The 13,972-nt window shown below is 44.5% G+C and carries 14 protein-coding genes; 12 read left to right on the top strand and 2 right to left on the bottom strand.

Annotation, left to right across the window (positions count from 1 at the left end; translation table 11 throughout):
- Positions 1 to 33: 33 nt before the first annotated feature.
- From ViNHUV68_RS14010 to ViNHUV68_RS13990, 5 genes are all read left to right on the top strand, one after another.
- Positions 34 to 1,749, top strand: a complete 1,716-nt coding sequence (locus ViNHUV68_RS14010; protein ID WP_391088646.1) for a dipeptide ABC transporter ATP-binding protein — start codon at positions 34 to 36, stop codon at positions 1,747 to 1,749.
- 86 nt (positions 1,750 to 1,835) lie between these two features.
- Positions 1,836 to 3,386: an ABC transporter substrate-binding protein gene (locus ViNHUV68_RS14005; protein WP_038175599.1), complete on the top strand. Its 1,551-nt coding sequence runs from the start codon at positions 1,836 to 1,838 to the stop codon at positions 3,384 to 3,386.
- A 171-nt stretch (positions 3,387 to 3,557) separates the two neighbouring features.
- A complete protein-coding gene (locus ViNHUV68_RS14000) occupies positions 3,558 to 4,535 on the top strand; it encodes an ABC transporter permease (protein ID WP_038175600.1) in 978 nt (325 codons plus the stop codon).
- 2 nt (positions 4,536 to 4,537) lie between these two features.
- Positions 4,538 to 5,476 (top strand): ABC transporter permease subunit, encoded by a 939-nt coding sequence (locus ViNHUV68_RS13995; RefSeq protein WP_391088643.1) that lies wholly within the window; start codon positions 4,538 to 4,540, stop codon positions 5,474 to 5,476.
- A gap of 170 nt (positions 5,477 to 5,646) precedes the next feature.
- Entirely contained in the window at positions 5,647 to 6,582 is a 936-nt protein-coding gene (locus ViNHUV68_RS13990) for an SPOR domain-containing protein (protein ID WP_391088642.1), read from the top strand.
- Position 6,583: 1 nt separating this feature from the next.
- Here ViNHUV68_RS13990 and ViNHUV68_RS13985 read toward each other — a convergent pair whose 3' ends face one another.
- Positions 6,584 to 7,345, bottom strand: coding sequence for a hypothetical protein (locus ViNHUV68_RS13985; RefSeq protein ID WP_038175603.1), 762 nt, complete (start codon positions 7,343 to 7,345; stop codon positions 6,584 to 6,586).
- Positions 7,346 to 7,449: 104 nt separating this feature from the next.
- Here ViNHUV68_RS13985 and ViNHUV68_RS13980 point away from each other — a divergent pair, with 104 nt between their 5' ends.
- Positions 7,450 to 8,334: a response regulator gene (locus ViNHUV68_RS13980; protein ID WP_038175604.1), complete on the top strand. Its 885-nt coding sequence runs from the start codon at positions 7,450 to 7,452 to the stop codon at positions 8,332 to 8,334.
- Positions 8,335 to 8,382: 48 nt separating this feature from the next.
- Here the strand turns inward: ViNHUV68_RS13980 and ViNHUV68_RS13975 are convergent, their stop codons facing one another.
- Positions 8,383 to 9,237 (bottom strand): LysR substrate-binding domain-containing protein, encoded by an 855-nt coding sequence (locus tag ViNHUV68_RS13975; protein WP_391088639.1) that lies wholly within the window; start codon positions 9,235 to 9,237, stop codon positions 8,383 to 8,385.
- 406 nt (positions 9,238 to 9,643) lie between these two features.
- Between ViNHUV68_RS13975 and ViNHUV68_RS13970 the strand changes: the two genes are divergently transcribed.
- The 6 genes from ViNHUV68_RS13970 to ViNHUV68_RS13945 are packed head-to-tail and all read left to right on the top strand — an operon-like array spanning position 9,644 to position 13,970.
- The gene (locus ViNHUV68_RS13970; RefSeq protein ID WP_391088637.1) at positions 9,644 to 10,243 is read left to right on the top strand and encodes a hypothetical protein; all 600 of its coding nucleotides are present in this window, start codon (positions 9,644 to 9,646) and stop codon (positions 10,241 to 10,243) included.
- 22 nt (positions 10,244 to 10,265) lie between these two features.
- Positions 10,266 to 11,042 (top strand): AfsA-related hotdog domain-containing protein, encoded by a 777-nt coding sequence (locus ViNHUV68_RS13965; RefSeq protein WP_391088635.1) that lies wholly within the window; start codon positions 10,266 to 10,268, stop codon positions 11,040 to 11,042.
- Positions 11,035 to 11,868, top strand: coding sequence for a hypothetical protein (locus tag ViNHUV68_RS13960; RefSeq protein WP_391088633.1), 834 nt, complete (start codon positions 11,035 to 11,037; stop codon positions 11,866 to 11,868). Before ViNHUV68_RS13965 ends, ViNHUV68_RS13960 begins: the two co-directional genes overlap by 8 nt.
- Position 11,869: 1 nt before the next feature.
- Positions 11,870 to 12,094 (top strand): 2-hydroxymuconate tautomerase, encoded by a 225-nt coding sequence (locus tag ViNHUV68_RS13955; RefSeq protein ID WP_391088631.1) that lies wholly within the window; start codon positions 11,870 to 11,872, stop codon positions 12,092 to 12,094.
- A gap of 2 nt (positions 12,095 to 12,096) precedes the next feature.
- On the top strand, positions 12,097 to 12,747 hold the full coding sequence (locus tag ViNHUV68_RS13950) for an HAD-IB family hydrolase (protein WP_391088629.1): 651 nt from the start codon (positions 12,097 to 12,099) through the stop codon (positions 12,745 to 12,747).
- A gap of 17 nt (positions 12,748 to 12,764) precedes the next feature.
- Positions 12,765 to 13,970, top strand: coding sequence for an MFS transporter (locus ViNHUV68_RS13945; RefSeq protein ID WP_391088627.1), 1,206 nt, complete (start codon positions 12,765 to 12,767; stop codon positions 13,968 to 13,970).
- The last annotated feature ends 2 nt before the right edge of the window (positions 13,971 to 13,972 follow it).

The following is a 13,972-nucleotide window of genomic DNA, read 5'->3' as shown; positions in this document are numbered from 1 at the left end:
CAGAAAGCTGCCAAAGCAGTAGAGGTCTGGTTAATGTCACTTTTACAAGTAAAAAACCTTCGCATTGAATACCCTTCGCGTCATGGGGTGCATGCCGCAGTCAAATCGCTGTCATTTAATATTGAACGCGGTGAAATCGTTGGTGTGGTTGGCGAATCTGGCGCTGGTAAATCGACAGTCGGCAATGCAGTCATCGATCTACTTAGCCCTCCGGGACGTATCGCTACTGGCGATGTCTACCTTGATGGCGAGCTTATTTCTGGTTTGAGCCCAGAGCAAATGCGTAAAGTACGCGGCTCTAAAATTGGATTTATCTTCCAAGATCCAATGACCTCTCTAAATCCTCTGTTCACCGTAGAGCAGCAGTTGAAAGAGACCATCCACGCCAATATGAAGGTATCGGATGAAGAAGCGTACCAGCGTGCGCTGTCATTGATGCAGCAAGTGGGAATTCCCCAGCCAGAAAACCGTCTTAAGCAGTATCCGCATCAATTTTCTGGTGGTATGCGTCAGCGTGTGGTTATCGCGATTGCATTGGCTGGTGAGCCAGATCTTATCATTGCCGATGAACCAACGACCGCGCTTGATGTGTCGATTCAAGATCAGATCCTGAGTTTGATTCGTGAATTGTGTATCAAGAACAATGTCGGTTGTATGCTCGTTACCCACGATATGGGCGTGGTATCGAATGTGACCGATCGCGTTGCGGTAATGTACCGCGGTGATTTGGTTGAGTTTGGCCCAACCGCTAAAGTACTGGGCGACCCTGATCATACCTATACCCGTAGTTTGATTTCTGCGGTTCCTCGTTCAGATATGAAACTCGATCGTTTCCCTCTGGTGAGCTATATCGAAGAAGCGACAGAGATGAAGCCTCTTGATGTGAAAAACCACTGGTTAGGGCAGAGTCAAGATGAGCGCGAATACAGTGGTCCTTTGCTCAATGTCGAAAACGTCAATCTACGTTTTGTGACCAAAGATTCTCTGTTCGAAAGTCGTCGCGAGTACGTTCAGGCCTCGAACGATGTGAGTTTTGAAGTGTTTGAAGGTGAAACCTTTGGTCTGGTGGGTGAGTCAGGTTCTGGTAAGTCAACCATTGCTCGTGTCATTGCTGGTCTTTACACGCCGAATTCAGGGCGAGTGACCTTTGAAGGTATCGACCTTACCGCACTGAAATCAGAAAAAGAACGTCGTCCAATGCGTCGTCAGATGCAGATGGTGTTCCAAAACCCTTATACATCGATGAATCCGCGCATGAAGGTACTGGATATCATCGCAGAGCCAATTCGATTTCATAAGCTAACCAAGAATGAAACTGAGACGCGTCAGATCGTTAATGATCTGCTGGATCACGTCGGTCTAGGGCGTATGGCTGGGCTTAAATATCCCCATGAGTTTTCGGGCGGTCAGCGCCAGCGTATTTCGATTGCACGCGCGCTGGCAACACGTCCTCGTTTGCTGATTTGTGATGAGCCGACCTCTGCACTTGATGTGTCGGTACAGGCTCAAATTCTTAACCTGCTCAAAGATTTACAAGATGAGCTTAATCTAACCATGCTGTTTATCAGTCACGATTTACCTGTGATTCGCCAAATGTGTGATCGCGTTGGTGTGATGCAAATGGGGACCTTATTAGAGGTCGCTCCAACTGAACAGCTGTTTAAGACGCCTCAGCATGAATATAGCAAACAACTGATTTCTTTAATGCCGGAATTTACTGGCTTAAGAGAAGATGTAGAAACGGCGTAAGTCGTCGATCTTACCCAGAGCTTTTGGGTGAATAAACAGAAGCAAACACAACAACTAGGGATGAATCCCGCATAAGGAGTTATGCAATGAAAACCATGAAAAGCAAACTAGCAGTGGCTTTAATGGCAGCTGGCCTAAGTTTTAGTGCAGCAGCAGCAGATATCACCGTCGCTTATGATGCTGATCCAGTGTCACTTGATCCACACGAGCAGCTGTCTGGCGGCACACTGCAAATGTCTCACATGGTATTTGATCCACTAGTTCGTTACACACAAAAATTAGATTTTGAACCTCGCTTGGCTGAAAAATGGGAACGTGTTGATGACACGACTTTCCGCTTCTCTTTACGCAAAGGCGTTAAGTTCCACTCTGGTAACGAGCTAACTGCAGATGACGTTGTTTGGACTTTTGAGCGTCTAAAGAACTCTCCAGACTTTAAAGCTATCTTCGAACCATATGAGAAGATGGTAAAAGTGGATGACTACACAGTCGAACTAGTATCAAAAGGGGCTTACCCTCTGGTACTTCAAACCGCTACTTATATCTTCCCAATGGACAGCAAGTTCTACTCGGGCATGACAGAAGACGGTAAAGAGAAAGGCGAAGTGGTTAAGCACGGTAACTCATTCGCTTCCACTAACGTTTCTGGTACTGGCCCATTTATCGTCACGCAACGTGAACAGGGCGTAAAAGTCACGTTCGAGCGTTTTGGCGATTACTGGGATAAAAACACAGGTAATGTCGACAAGCTTACGCTGGTACCAATCAAAGAAGACGCAACGCGTGTTGCCGCGCTTCTATCTGGTGATGTGGACATGATCGCACCTGTAGCGCCTAACGACCACAAACGTGTGAAAGACGCAAAAAATGTTGATCTAGTCACGCTGCCTGGTACTCGTATCATCACGTTCCAAATGAACCAAAACAGCAACGAAGCACTGAAAGATGTTCGCGTTCGTCAAGCGATTGTTCACGCAATCAACAACGAAGGTATCGTGAAGAAAATCATGAAAGGCTTCGCTACGACTGCTGGTCAGCAAGGTCCTGAAGGTTACGCCGGTTACAGCGCAGACCTAGTGCCACGCTACGATCTGAAAAAAGCTAAGCAGCTAATGAAAGAAGCGGGTTATGAAGATGGCTTTGCACTTTCTATGATGGCGCCAAACAACCGTTACGTGAACGATGCGAAAATCGCTCAAGCAGCGGCGGCTATGCTATCTAAGATTGGTATCAAGGTTGACCTGAAGACAATGCCTAAAGCGCAATACTGGCCAGAGTTTGATAAATGTGCTGCAGACATGCTGATGATCGGTTGGCACTCAGACACAGAAGATTCTGCGAACTTCTCTGAGTTCCTAACCATGACTCGTAACGAAGAGTCAGGTAAAGGTCAGTACAACTGTGGTTACTACTCAAACGCGGAAGTTGACAAGCTAGTCATGGATTCAAACATTGAAACGGATCCTGCGAAACGTGCGCAAATGCTGCAGAAAGTGGAAGCAACATTGTACAACGAAGCGGCGTTTGTGCCTCTACACTGGCAAAACCTAGCGTGGGGCGCGAAATCTAATGTAGAGATCGCACCGATCGTTAACGCAATGAACTTCCCTTACTTTGGTGACCTTGTCGTTAAATAAGTAAACTGAGTAAGTCGAAGTTGTGGCATTCGCATGGTGCGGATGCCCGCTTAATTTTTGGCACTTGGCTTTGTTTCAGTCGGGTTGAGTGCCATTTTTAAGACTGAAAATTGCGACCGAATTTGATTCGGTTTTGCAGACTGAATTCTATGGAAAGTAAAGGGGCAAGGAATGTTTTCGTTTCTGGTCAAGCGCCTGTTTCAGGCACTGATAGTGATGTTTGTGATCAGTTTGGTGGCGTTTGCCATTCAGGATAATCTGGGTGACCCATTGCGTGAGCTTGTTGGTCAGTCGGTTTCTGAAGCGGAGCGACAAGCTCTGCGCGATGAGTTAGGCCTTAACGATCCCTTCATTACAAAATACACTCGCTTTATTGGCGCCGCCATACAAGGCGATTTAGGTACTTCATATTTCTTCAAGCGCCCTGCGGTTGAAGTGATTTTAGATAAACTCGTCGCGACGCTAGAGTTGGTGTTTGGTGCGACGGTGATTATCGTGGTTTTTTCTATTCCTCTTGGTGTTTACTCCGCCATTCATCCCAAAAGTATTTTGACCAAAGCGGTGATGGCTTTTAGTAGTATTGGTATTTCGATTCCTGTCTTTCTGACAGCAATCATGTTGATGTATGTCTTTTCGATTGAACTCGGTTGGCTGCCTTCCTATGGCCGTGGTGAAACCGCCAATGTGTTTGGGTGGGAGTCAGGCTACTTTACCCTTGATGGATTAGCGCACCTTATTTTGCCATGTGTGGCATTGGCTTCAATCATGTTGCCGCTGTTTATCCGCTTGGTCCGCTCTGAAATGTTAGAGGTACTCAGCTCTGAGTATATTAAGTTTGGTAAGGCGAAAGGTCTGGCGTTAAACAAAATCTATTACCAGCACGCGCTCAAAAACACCATGCTTCCCGTATTGACGGTCGGTGGTGTTCAGATCGGTACTATGGTGGCATATACCATTCTGACTGAAACGGTATTCCAGTGGCCAGGTACCGGCTTTCTTTTCCTTGAGGCAATCAACCGTGTCGACACACCGCTTATCACCGCTTACGTTATTTTCGTTGGCCTGATATTCGTGGTAACCAATACCATCGTTGACTTGCTATACGGCATCATTAACCCGACCGTAAATCTCACTGGAAAAGGAGCATAATCATGAGTCAAGCAATCGCTGCTCCTTCACGCTGGGAGCGTTTTAAACAGTCTGATTTTCTGTATTACTTTAAGCGCGATAAAGTCGCTATGGCGAGTTTTAGTGTCTTTATGGTCTTTTTGGTGCTGGCTCTTGCGGCGCCGATTCTTTCACCTACCGACCCGTATGACCTTATTTCTATCGACATTATGGACTCAGAGTTACCACCATCATGGATGGAAGGGGGCGAAGAGCGCTTTTTGCTCGGCACTGATGAGCAAGGGCGAGATATTTTGTCGACCATTTTGTATGGTTCGCGTTTGTCATTGACGATCGGTTTCTTAGCCGTTGGGTTGCAATTGATTCTCGGCATTATCATTGGTCTGTCGGCTGGCTATTATGGTGGTCGAATTGACAGCTTCTTGATGCGTTTTGCTGATGTTCAGTTGTCGTTCTCAACCATGATGGTCGCGATCATTGTATCAGCCATTTTCAAAGCCAGCTTTGGCAGTGACTTTTACAGTCAGTATGCGGTGGTGATGCTGGTAGTCATTATTGGTGTGGCTGAGTGGCCGCAGTACGCACGTACCATTCGAGCGTCGGTATTGGCAGAGAAGAAGAAAGAGTATGTTGAAGCTGCACGTGTGATGGGCTTTAAAGCGCCGCGCATTATGTTCCGTCATATCTTACCGAACTGTCTGTCACCGATCTTGGTCATTTCAACGGTGCAGGTGGCAAACGCCATCATGTCAGAAGCGGCACTTTCTTTCCTAGGTTTAGGTTTGCCGGTTGACCAACCTTCACTTGGTGCACTGATTAGTATTGGTTTTAACTACATTTTCTCTGGTGCATGGTGGATTACGGCCTTCCCAGGTGTGGTTTTGATTACTCTCGTTTTGGTCATCAACCTGTTGGGTGACTGGTTACGTGATGTATTTAACCCCAAACTCTACAAAGGGTGATCCAAGCCTAAGATTTGACTATAGAAATTTCATTACACTAAGAGCCGTCATTCATTGCGGCTCTTTTTTTGCATTGATAATAGCAAAGCCGTATAACGTCAATAGTGACGCTTTAGTGAGCGGCGTGAGTGAACCAACACGGATCGAGTTAAAAGAGTAAAGGTATCAATATGGCGTTAAAGCCGAAACAATCGCATTGGAAGCAATGGACGCTGTTGGCAGCACTGACTTTGCCTGCCTGGTCAATGCCAACATTGGCTGACGAATTTTTGTGTGATGCCACACAAGCCGCCACGGATCAACTGCCGGTGCTTGATGGTGCTTGCCCAGTAGGAAAAGGGTTGTGGGGCAAAGCGAAACCGACAGGGTCGCTGTCAACGTTTTGGATTCAATGTGGTGTGTTTAGCAAGCCTTTGCCATTGACCAAAGCGAAACAGCTCTATAAGCATATTTCGACCGATGTTTGGGCTAAACCTGAAGACAAGGCTTATCGTTGCTTGATTGGTCCATACACTGATTTCTCTATTGCTCAGCAAGAGTTAGCCAAAGTAAAAACACAACCAGAGTACAAGCAAGCGTTTATCCGTGAGGTCGTCAAAGGTGCACCGCGCCAATCAGTGCGACCTGCGAACAAACCGATCGCCAAACCTAAGCTGGAAAAACAAGCCACGACCGTGCTTGCTGTGCCCGCAGAAAAGGCGCCAGTCATTGCTACGCAGCCTAAAATGGCTTCAAAACCTAAAATGAACAAACCTATGGATGAGGTGATGATTCGCCTTAGCGCAAACGTGGCCAATCTTGAGTACAAAGTGCCTTATAGCATCGCTGATGGTGAGCAGTTCTACATGGAGCACGACTTAGCATGGAATCGTTTAGACTACCAAGGTGCGTATAAAACCTGCTATCGCTTAGGGATGCGTTTAGCGACCCAAGATGAATGGCAAGACTTGATGGATTCGAAAGTGATGCAGCAAGCTAAATGGCCAATGCATTTACCTTATTGGGGAGCCGAGAAAACGGGGCTCTTTACTAGCGGTAAAGTGACCCAACTGAAAGGCACTTCTTTGCTTAATGTCATGTGCGTAAAGTCGTTCGAGCAGCAGTAAGTTAATTACTGCTGTTCTTTTCTGCCTCTTCAAGCAGTTCAAGGTACTTCTTCTCCACGAACTCCTTCTCTTTCCCTAGGTGATGCAACTGTTGTTGTGACGCCTCTAATTCGGCGCTTAGTGCGGCCGTATCGCCTTGTGCTGACAGTTTTTGCTTGTATTGTTCTATTCGTTCAAGCAATTGTTGTTTCTCTTGCTGGAACTCTTGAGCCAAACTGGCTGCGCCTCCGGCCTCACTGATTTGGATGTACTCCTGTTCAAGTTGGTCAAACTGCTTTTTAAGTTGCTGTTTCTCGATTTGCAGGCCTTCAACGGTATCGGTCTGTTGCATCAGTTTATTCTTGGCTCGGCGCAGACCATTAACGCTCTTATCCAAATCCCCTTTGAGTTTTTTGATCAGCCGATGGGAGTTATTGAGCTTCTGATTAAGCTCTTCAATTGACGCTTGCTCTTGCTCAGTGAGATCTTCTTTGGCGGCTTTAATCTGTGAAACCTGACTTTCTAATGCTTGTTGAATGATGATTAAGTCATTGAGAGTGTCACTGTTTTCTGTTGTGTAGCCGAGCGCTTTGTCGACCGATTGCTGACATAAGTCATAGGTGTCTTTGTCCATATCGCGGTGGTTAACCACTTGGCGGGCAAAGTGGCGAAACTCGCGCAAAATCAGCAATAAAATGATAAACCAAGCCAGAAGGATCAGTAGACCGAAATCGATGGCGAGAGCCACGAGGTTTTCTGAGCTCATTAGGGGCGCTAGATCCATTTATTTCCTCAAAATTTGCCACATACATCGACTCTAAGTTTAGTTGTCTGACAAAAATATGCCTATAATTTAAACAGTTCTGATGCTTTAGGTGATGGTGGTTAGTGAAAATACTGATAGTTGATGATAGTAAAGCGACTTTAGAGATTGTTAGGCGAGGTTTAGAGAGCTTCGGTTACTGCCGCTTGTCGATCAAAAAAACCTGTGATGCCCGCGAGGCTATTGAGTTGGCTAAAGAGTGGCAACCCGACATCGTCTTAACGGATTGGTATATGCCCGAAATGTCGGGGCTAACGGTAACCAAAGAGCTGATGAAACTTAACTCTGAGATTAAAGTTGGCATGATTACGACGGTCGATGATCAGTTGCAGATACAGCAGGCCAAAGCAGCGGGGGCGAGTTTTGTGCTGACCAAGCCGTTTGAAGATAGCCAACTACATCGCTTGCTGCTGCCTTTAGTTCAAGGTGCAGAAGAGAGCCGAAAAACTCTCGACTCGGTGAGCGATGTCCAAAAAGAGCTCGCACTACCTAAGTTGTCACAACTTGAGAAATTACTAAAACGCGAACTGGGTGACGCGCTCAGCCTAACCAACTTAGCGGCGCAGAGCTTTGATGAGAGCAAGATTCCTTGCGTACTGGCGGTGTATGAAGACAGTGCGACACAAAGGCCAAGAGCGGTTGCTATGCTCGACTTAGAGGCAATTTGTCTCTTCTCAAAGGCCAGTAGATCTGAGCGTGAGCAAGTGTTAGAGGAAAAATTGGTGAGTAAAGGCACTTTAGATGCTTGTCAGGAAGTATTAGGCCGCTCGGCACTGGCATTTCTCGATAGTCAAACACGTAAAAGTTTACGCCTGAAAAACATCAGCTTTGTTCCTGCTGAATTTGATAAGCTTAAAACATTGTATGACAAACCCGCTGATAAGCGCGTGGATTTCAGCTGCCAGAATGGTGATGAATTAGTAGGAAAGGTCACTTTAGTGGGTTTCTAGGCGAAATAATGAAACAAAAATATTGTATTTTAGCCGTTGGCCCGATTGCTATCGGGATGACTTCAGGTTCTCGATTGCATCGATGATATGCGCTCGCCGATCGTTGTTTTTAACAGCGGCATAGACATCGATATTTAGGTACTTACTATGAGCGTCAGAAAGCTCTTTATAGCATAAGCCTTCATTGTAAAAGGTACACATCGAACGAGGCATCAATGCCATGGCGTTGCCCTTAGCAATTTTGGAGAGCATCACAATAGTGTCGTCGGGCTCTTTTATTCTTTTGAGCGCGAACGGAAGCTTATCAAACAACTTTTCGCATTTTTCGTAAAAAGAAGGGTTAGCGCTCCATGGAAACCAAAACAAAGGCAACTCAGATACATCTTCAAGTGAGACTTGGCTTTGTGTTGCGGCTTCGTGTGAAGAGGGCATAGCGAGCAAGAGTGGCTCGCGATATATCCAATGGAAAGATATATCTTCTTCTACGCGAGTATTTTGTTCTCCAATGAGAGCGATATCCAATGAGTTTTTCTGTAGGCTGTGAATTAGTTGACTTGAATTCATATTATGAACATCAGCGCTCTCAAGCCCAACGAGAGAGTTTAAAGCCCCTGCGATTGGAGAAATATTCTCGAAATTTAGAGTATTAGTCGCCCCCACTCTAATTTTATCGACACTTCTTGCATTCAGAGCTTTTAGTCCACTAATTAGGCATAAAATTTTTTCTGCTTCAATGAGGAGGTCATTGCCTGATTTAGTTAGGTGTACGGCATGTGTGTTACGAGTAAATAATTCATAACCAAGTAAATCTTCTAGGCACCTTATTTGCCGAGTTAGTGGAGGCTGAGTCATATTTATACGCTCTGCCGCCTTTCGGAAGTTAAGTTCCTGTGCAACGGCCAAAAAACATTGAAGTTGCTTAACGGTCGGTAAACTACTGTTGGTTAAAATGGATCTAATACTCATACAGGTCTTATGGATAAAAACAACGTCAATAACATTAAAGCAATGTCTTTGTTTTATTCAGAATGTGAATGGTTTTCATTATAAAGGTTATTATTTATAAATAACAAGATAAATGTAGCTAAATTTTTGGTGAGTGCCGACACACTAAAAACTTTGAAGTTCTCGTTATTGATATTTATGTTTTTATTTTCTCGCTAGAGTTAATGATGAAATTGAATTTAGTAGTGATTCATAAACAAGTTATAAACTCGAAGTTGATTCAAAAATTAAATTACATAATTAGTAATTCCACAACTATCAATAGCTGTTAGTTTTGTTGCTCCTTAATTAAATGGAGTTAAACATGTCTGTAAACTACCTTTTGGTCTCTCGATACCCCGTTAAAAATATTGATAATAAAACAATTGATAGTATTAAATGTAACGAGAGTTCTAGATATTTTATCAGCGAAGATGGAAATAATGAGTTATTAGAATTGAAGGCTATAAATAAAATTGAAGATATTTCAAACTTAGAGAAAGGCCTCATAGATGCATTTACTGTTAATCAAGATTACTTGTCTGGTGATATAAAACGCGAATTGCTTAGATTCATAGAGGCACCAATTGCTAGTGAGTCAGAGTTGCCAAGTACGGAGTTTGTGCAGTTACGACATGTCGAAGTGCCTGCAGAGCGTTACGATGACTATCTTGAGTGGCGTGAGAGAACAATATTTAATGTAGTACGAGATAATGCCGACAAGATTAATAGCTTTGAAGCCTATCATTCTCTAATTAGTGGTCAGCCAGGTGTTCTGTTCGTATCTTCATTCAATGGAAATGTAGAGGAATATATGCAGCCATTTAATGATGAAAACTATAAAGATATTATTAAGCAAGCTGGTGATGATTATATTACTGGTGGGGATGAAGGACTATATACGCGTCTATATAGAGCAATATAAGAGCAATATAAGAGCAAGTAATATGGAAGTTAGTAAAATTATAGTTGTTGGTGATAAGTATTCAGAGTATGCCAATGGGAAAAAAGCTTTAACTATTTCTCAATTAGAGTTGTTAGCAAAGCTACCAGACAATCTATTTCCTGATGAGCATGAACTCATTGCGGGGCAAGGTGTTTGTAAGCACAAAGCCAAGAAAGTTATTGATGATATTGGTAATAATCTAAAGTTGAAACGCAAGCTCAAAACTTGCTCAGTAGAAAAGTTAGCTTCTGAGCATAAAAATCGTCATACCCACAAATGGGACGAGCGAAATATTCTAATTGGTCAAGCTGAAAAAGTTGATCATAAGTTAGATATGTACGCACTGCCCCTCGTTATTGATGATAACTGCGAATTGATGAGAGACCATCAGACAGGACAACATGTTCAAGGAATGTTATTAGTTGAAGCTTGTCGCCAGGCTTTTATTGCGGTTACTGAAGAGTTTGTTTACCAAAAGCAAAACGACAAGTATTACGTTATCAACAATATGTCGATTGATTTTGCGAATTTTTTATTCCCTCTACCTGCAATCGTACATTTTGAGTTTGTCGAGAAGGATGTGAATGAGCGCCGTGGAAGATTCAAAGCTCGTATGAGTGTGATGCAGAATCAAACCGTGTGCGCCAGTATGGACGTATCTTTTGCTGTCTACTCTGCCAAATCGATAATTGCTAAAGAGGGGGAACTAGCTGAATCCGCCACTGAGGCGGTTGTGAGCCCTAGCCACCATTTTAGTATGGAGCAAGACTGTGCGTAGAAGTTACCAACTATCGGCTACGACACAAGGCCCGCTCTATCCTCCCGCAGAAGTTATGGATGCAGAGGGTAACTTTGTCGTTGTAGGGCAAATCCCAAGTGATAGTGGTGTTTCTTGGTCTGGCGCAATTGTTGCGCCAGAAACCCCTGTACCTGCATTTGGCGAGATCAGACCGTATCACATCGTTACTCAAATAGAACAACTCTCTGAGCAGCAGATGAGGGATATTACCTTGTTCACTCTTCCTTTGCCCTTGCCTTCGAACAACTATCCGATGGTTTTTGCTCCAGAACAGAGGCCGCAAGCCAGTACAGAGGTGAGGCCCAGCCTTCCTCTTCATCAGGGATATATTGAGGACTATCGGTATCAAGATGGTAAGCGGCACATTGCACCGATTAACTTGTACGATTGGCTGCAAGCTAAAGGAGAGCTGACCGTTACCTTAAATGATGATAAGCAGCTAGCTCGTTTTGATTTTCAATTTAGCAACTTGGTTCCTAACAGCCTCTATACCGTAATGAGCCTAAGAGAGAAGGATCTCTGTCCCAAATCTCCTACTCGGCCAGGGCCACTAGGTATCCCGAATGTTTTTGTTACTGACTCTTTAGGAAACGCTCAGTTTTGGGCCGAATTACCTGACCCATTTCCTGCCCATGAATCAGAAGGTAACCGAGTAATTAATGTTGTCGTCTTATATATGAGCTCTCGGCAAAGTTATGGTGGCGCGATTGGTCTACATGGTCTCGGTGGAGACATTCACGCCCAGCTCAAGCTTGAGGGACGCTCGTTTGATGAATTTGTGACTACTACTAATAGGGAAGAATAAGATGCCTTTTATCCATATTACCACTTGGAAAATGAACAACGAAGAGCAAGTAAAAGGGATGCTCGAAGACATAACATTGGCGGTGCATAAGAATACTGGTGTACCTTTAGATAAGATCTCTGTCGCTGTGACAGAAGTCGCTCCAAACCGCTGGGCCGACGCTGGAGTGGTAGGAAGTGAGCCTGACTTTCCAGTGAAGAGTCGTCGCTTAAACTACGAGGAGTGATTATGACCAAAGTCGCAGCATTTTTTGATGTGGATGAAACTCTAATCCACACCAAGAGCATGTTTGATTTCTATGAATTTTGGTGTGAAAAAATCGGACAAGGTGACCTGTTTAAGAGTTATAACGCAAAGCTCAATACAGATAGAGCTGCTGGTGTTGTAAGAGAACAGTTGAACAGAGAGTACTATCAACAGTTTGAAGGACAAAGGTACCAAGCACTTGAGAGCGTTGGACAGGAGTGGTTTCAAAGCCGTTGTGATGTTTCTTTCTTTCTCGAACGTTCCGTTACTGCGTTGAAAGAGCATCAGCGCGCAGGCCATCAAGTGGTGTTTGTCTCTGGTTCGATGTGTCCTATCTTGGAGCCTATTGCCCAGTTTCTGAATGTAGAGCACATCCTGTGTACCTCTCTGATCTTAGACCAAGAAGGGATGTTAACTGGTCAAATCGGTAAACCGCAGACTATCGGAAAAGGTAAAAAAGTTGCCATGTCTGATTTTTGTCAAACACATCATATCGATCTGAAGCATTGCTATGCATACGGAGACGATATCTCTGACGTCGATATGCTTGAAGCAACAGGCAATCCAATCTGCGTAGGCGAAAATCCTCACCTTCTTTATCATGCCAAACAGCATGGATGGAAAACTCTTTAAAATATATGGAATGAAGAATGAGTAATAGTGAAAACTCTCAGAAGATGACGCTTCGAATTTGGTTAGCGTTGTTTGTATTAGCTTTGTCGACGTTTAATATCGTCACGACCGAACTGGCCCCGATTGGGTTGCTTACGCCAATGGCCAATGCCCTCGCAACCTCTGAATCATATGTTGGTATGACGGTGTCTTTATATGCTTGGGTTGGTGCTTTGAGCGCACTCGTGGCTTCTGTGTTCCTTGGTGGGGTCGGCAAAAAAAATCTCTTAATTGCTTTGAGCATAGTGTTGGTCGTTTCCAATGGTCTTGCCGCTAGTGCCGAAACCTTTGAAAACCTAATGCTAGCCAGAGTGATTGGGGCCGTTGCCCATGGTGCATTTTGGTCAATAATTGGTGTTAGTGCTGCGTCGATTGTTCCGTCTAACTATATCGGCCTGGCTACCTCGATCGTATTTGGTGGTGTATCGGTTGCCAGTGTATTTGGGGTGCCTATTTCAAATTACATCGGAATGCATATTGGTTGGCGATCCGCATTTATGGTCATGTCAGGGCTCAGTGTATTGTCGCTTGTTGGGATTGCTAGCTTAGTCCCTCAGATTAGCGAGAAGAGCAGTGTGGGCATAGCAGCGATTAAGGCCGTGTTTAAGTCGAGTTCGCTGATCAAAGTCTATTTTGCGACCATCTTGACCATATCGGCGCACTTTACGGCCTTTACTTACATAGAGCCTATGCTTAATTCCCTAACTCACATTAGTGAAGAGTTCGTTCCAGTTTTATTGTTGGTCTTTGGTGTCGCGGGTATTGTCGGCAATGTCATCACGGCGCTGTTTATTGATAAACACCTTAAGACGATCGCGGTTTTGTCTGTGCTATTTGCCGCATCAATGTTGATTCTTATTGGAGAATTCCATGTGCAATGGTATCAGGCTCACATCGGCACAGCACTCGCTATTTGGGGAGCAACGGCATCCTGTATTTTCGTTGCGCTTCAAACTTGGGTGCTTAGGTTGGCTTCAGAGCAAGCATTTCCTGCATCTGCCCTTTATGTTGCCTTCTTCAATTTGGCAATAGGTATCGGAGCCTTTCTTGGGGCGTGGTTAGTTGCATCTTACAATGTTTCCTTTCTCTACATTTTTGCCGGTGTCGCGATGGCGCTTTCCCTTGTGTTTATCACTATCGTCCCGATGGAGTCCGAAAATGTTCAGCGAACGCAAGAGGCTTAAAT

It is taken from the genome of Vibrio sp. NH-UV-68 (genome assembly GCF_042940635.1).
GTDB lineage: Bacteria > Pseudomonadota > Gammaproteobacteria > Enterobacterales > Vibrionaceae > Vibrio > Vibrio pacinii.
Note: the sequence above shows the minus strand (reverse complement) of the source record. Positions and strands in the feature narration are given on the sequence as shown.

Coding starts and splice junctions, on each gene's coding strand:
- ViNHUV68_RS14000 (WP_038175600.1), top strand. CDS start 3,558: ATGTTTTCGTTTCTGGTCAAGCGCCTGTTTCAGGCACTGATAGTGATG.
- ViNHUV68_RS13945 (WP_391088627.1), top strand. CDS start 12,765: ATGAGTAATAGTGAAAACTCTCAGAAGATGACGCTTCGAATTTGGTTA.
- ViNHUV68_RS14005 (WP_038175599.1), top strand. CDS start 1,836: ATGAAAACCATGAAAAGCAAACTAGCAGTGGCTTTAATGGCAGCTGGC.
- ViNHUV68_RS13970 (WP_391088637.1), top strand. CDS start 9,644: ATGTCTGTAAACTACCTTTTGGTCTCTCGATACCCCGTTAAAAATATT.
- ViNHUV68_RS13995 (WP_391088643.1), top strand. CDS start 4,538: ATGAGTCAAGCAATCGCTGCTCCTTCACGCTGGGAGCGTTTTAAACAG.
- ViNHUV68_RS13985 (WP_038175603.1), bottom strand. CDS start 7,345: ATGGATCTAGCGCCCCTAATGAGCTCAGAAAACCTCGTGGCTCTCGCC.
- ViNHUV68_RS13990 (WP_391088642.1), top strand. CDS start 5,647: ATGGCGTTAAAGCCGAAACAATCGCATTGGAAGCAATGGACGCTGTTG.
- ViNHUV68_RS14010 (WP_391088646.1), top strand. CDS start 34: ATGTCACTTTTACAAGTAAAAAACCTTCGCATTGAATACCCTTCGCGT.
- ViNHUV68_RS13965 (WP_391088635.1), top strand. CDS start 10,266: ATGGAAGTTAGTAAAATTATAGTTGTTGGTGATAAGTATTCAGAGTAT.
- ViNHUV68_RS13955 (WP_391088631.1), top strand. CDS start 11,870: ATGCCTTTTATCCATATTACCACTTGGAAAATGAACAACGAAGAGCAA.
- ViNHUV68_RS13950 (WP_391088629.1), top strand. CDS start 12,097: ATGACCAAAGTCGCAGCATTTTTTGATGTGGATGAAACTCTAATCCAC.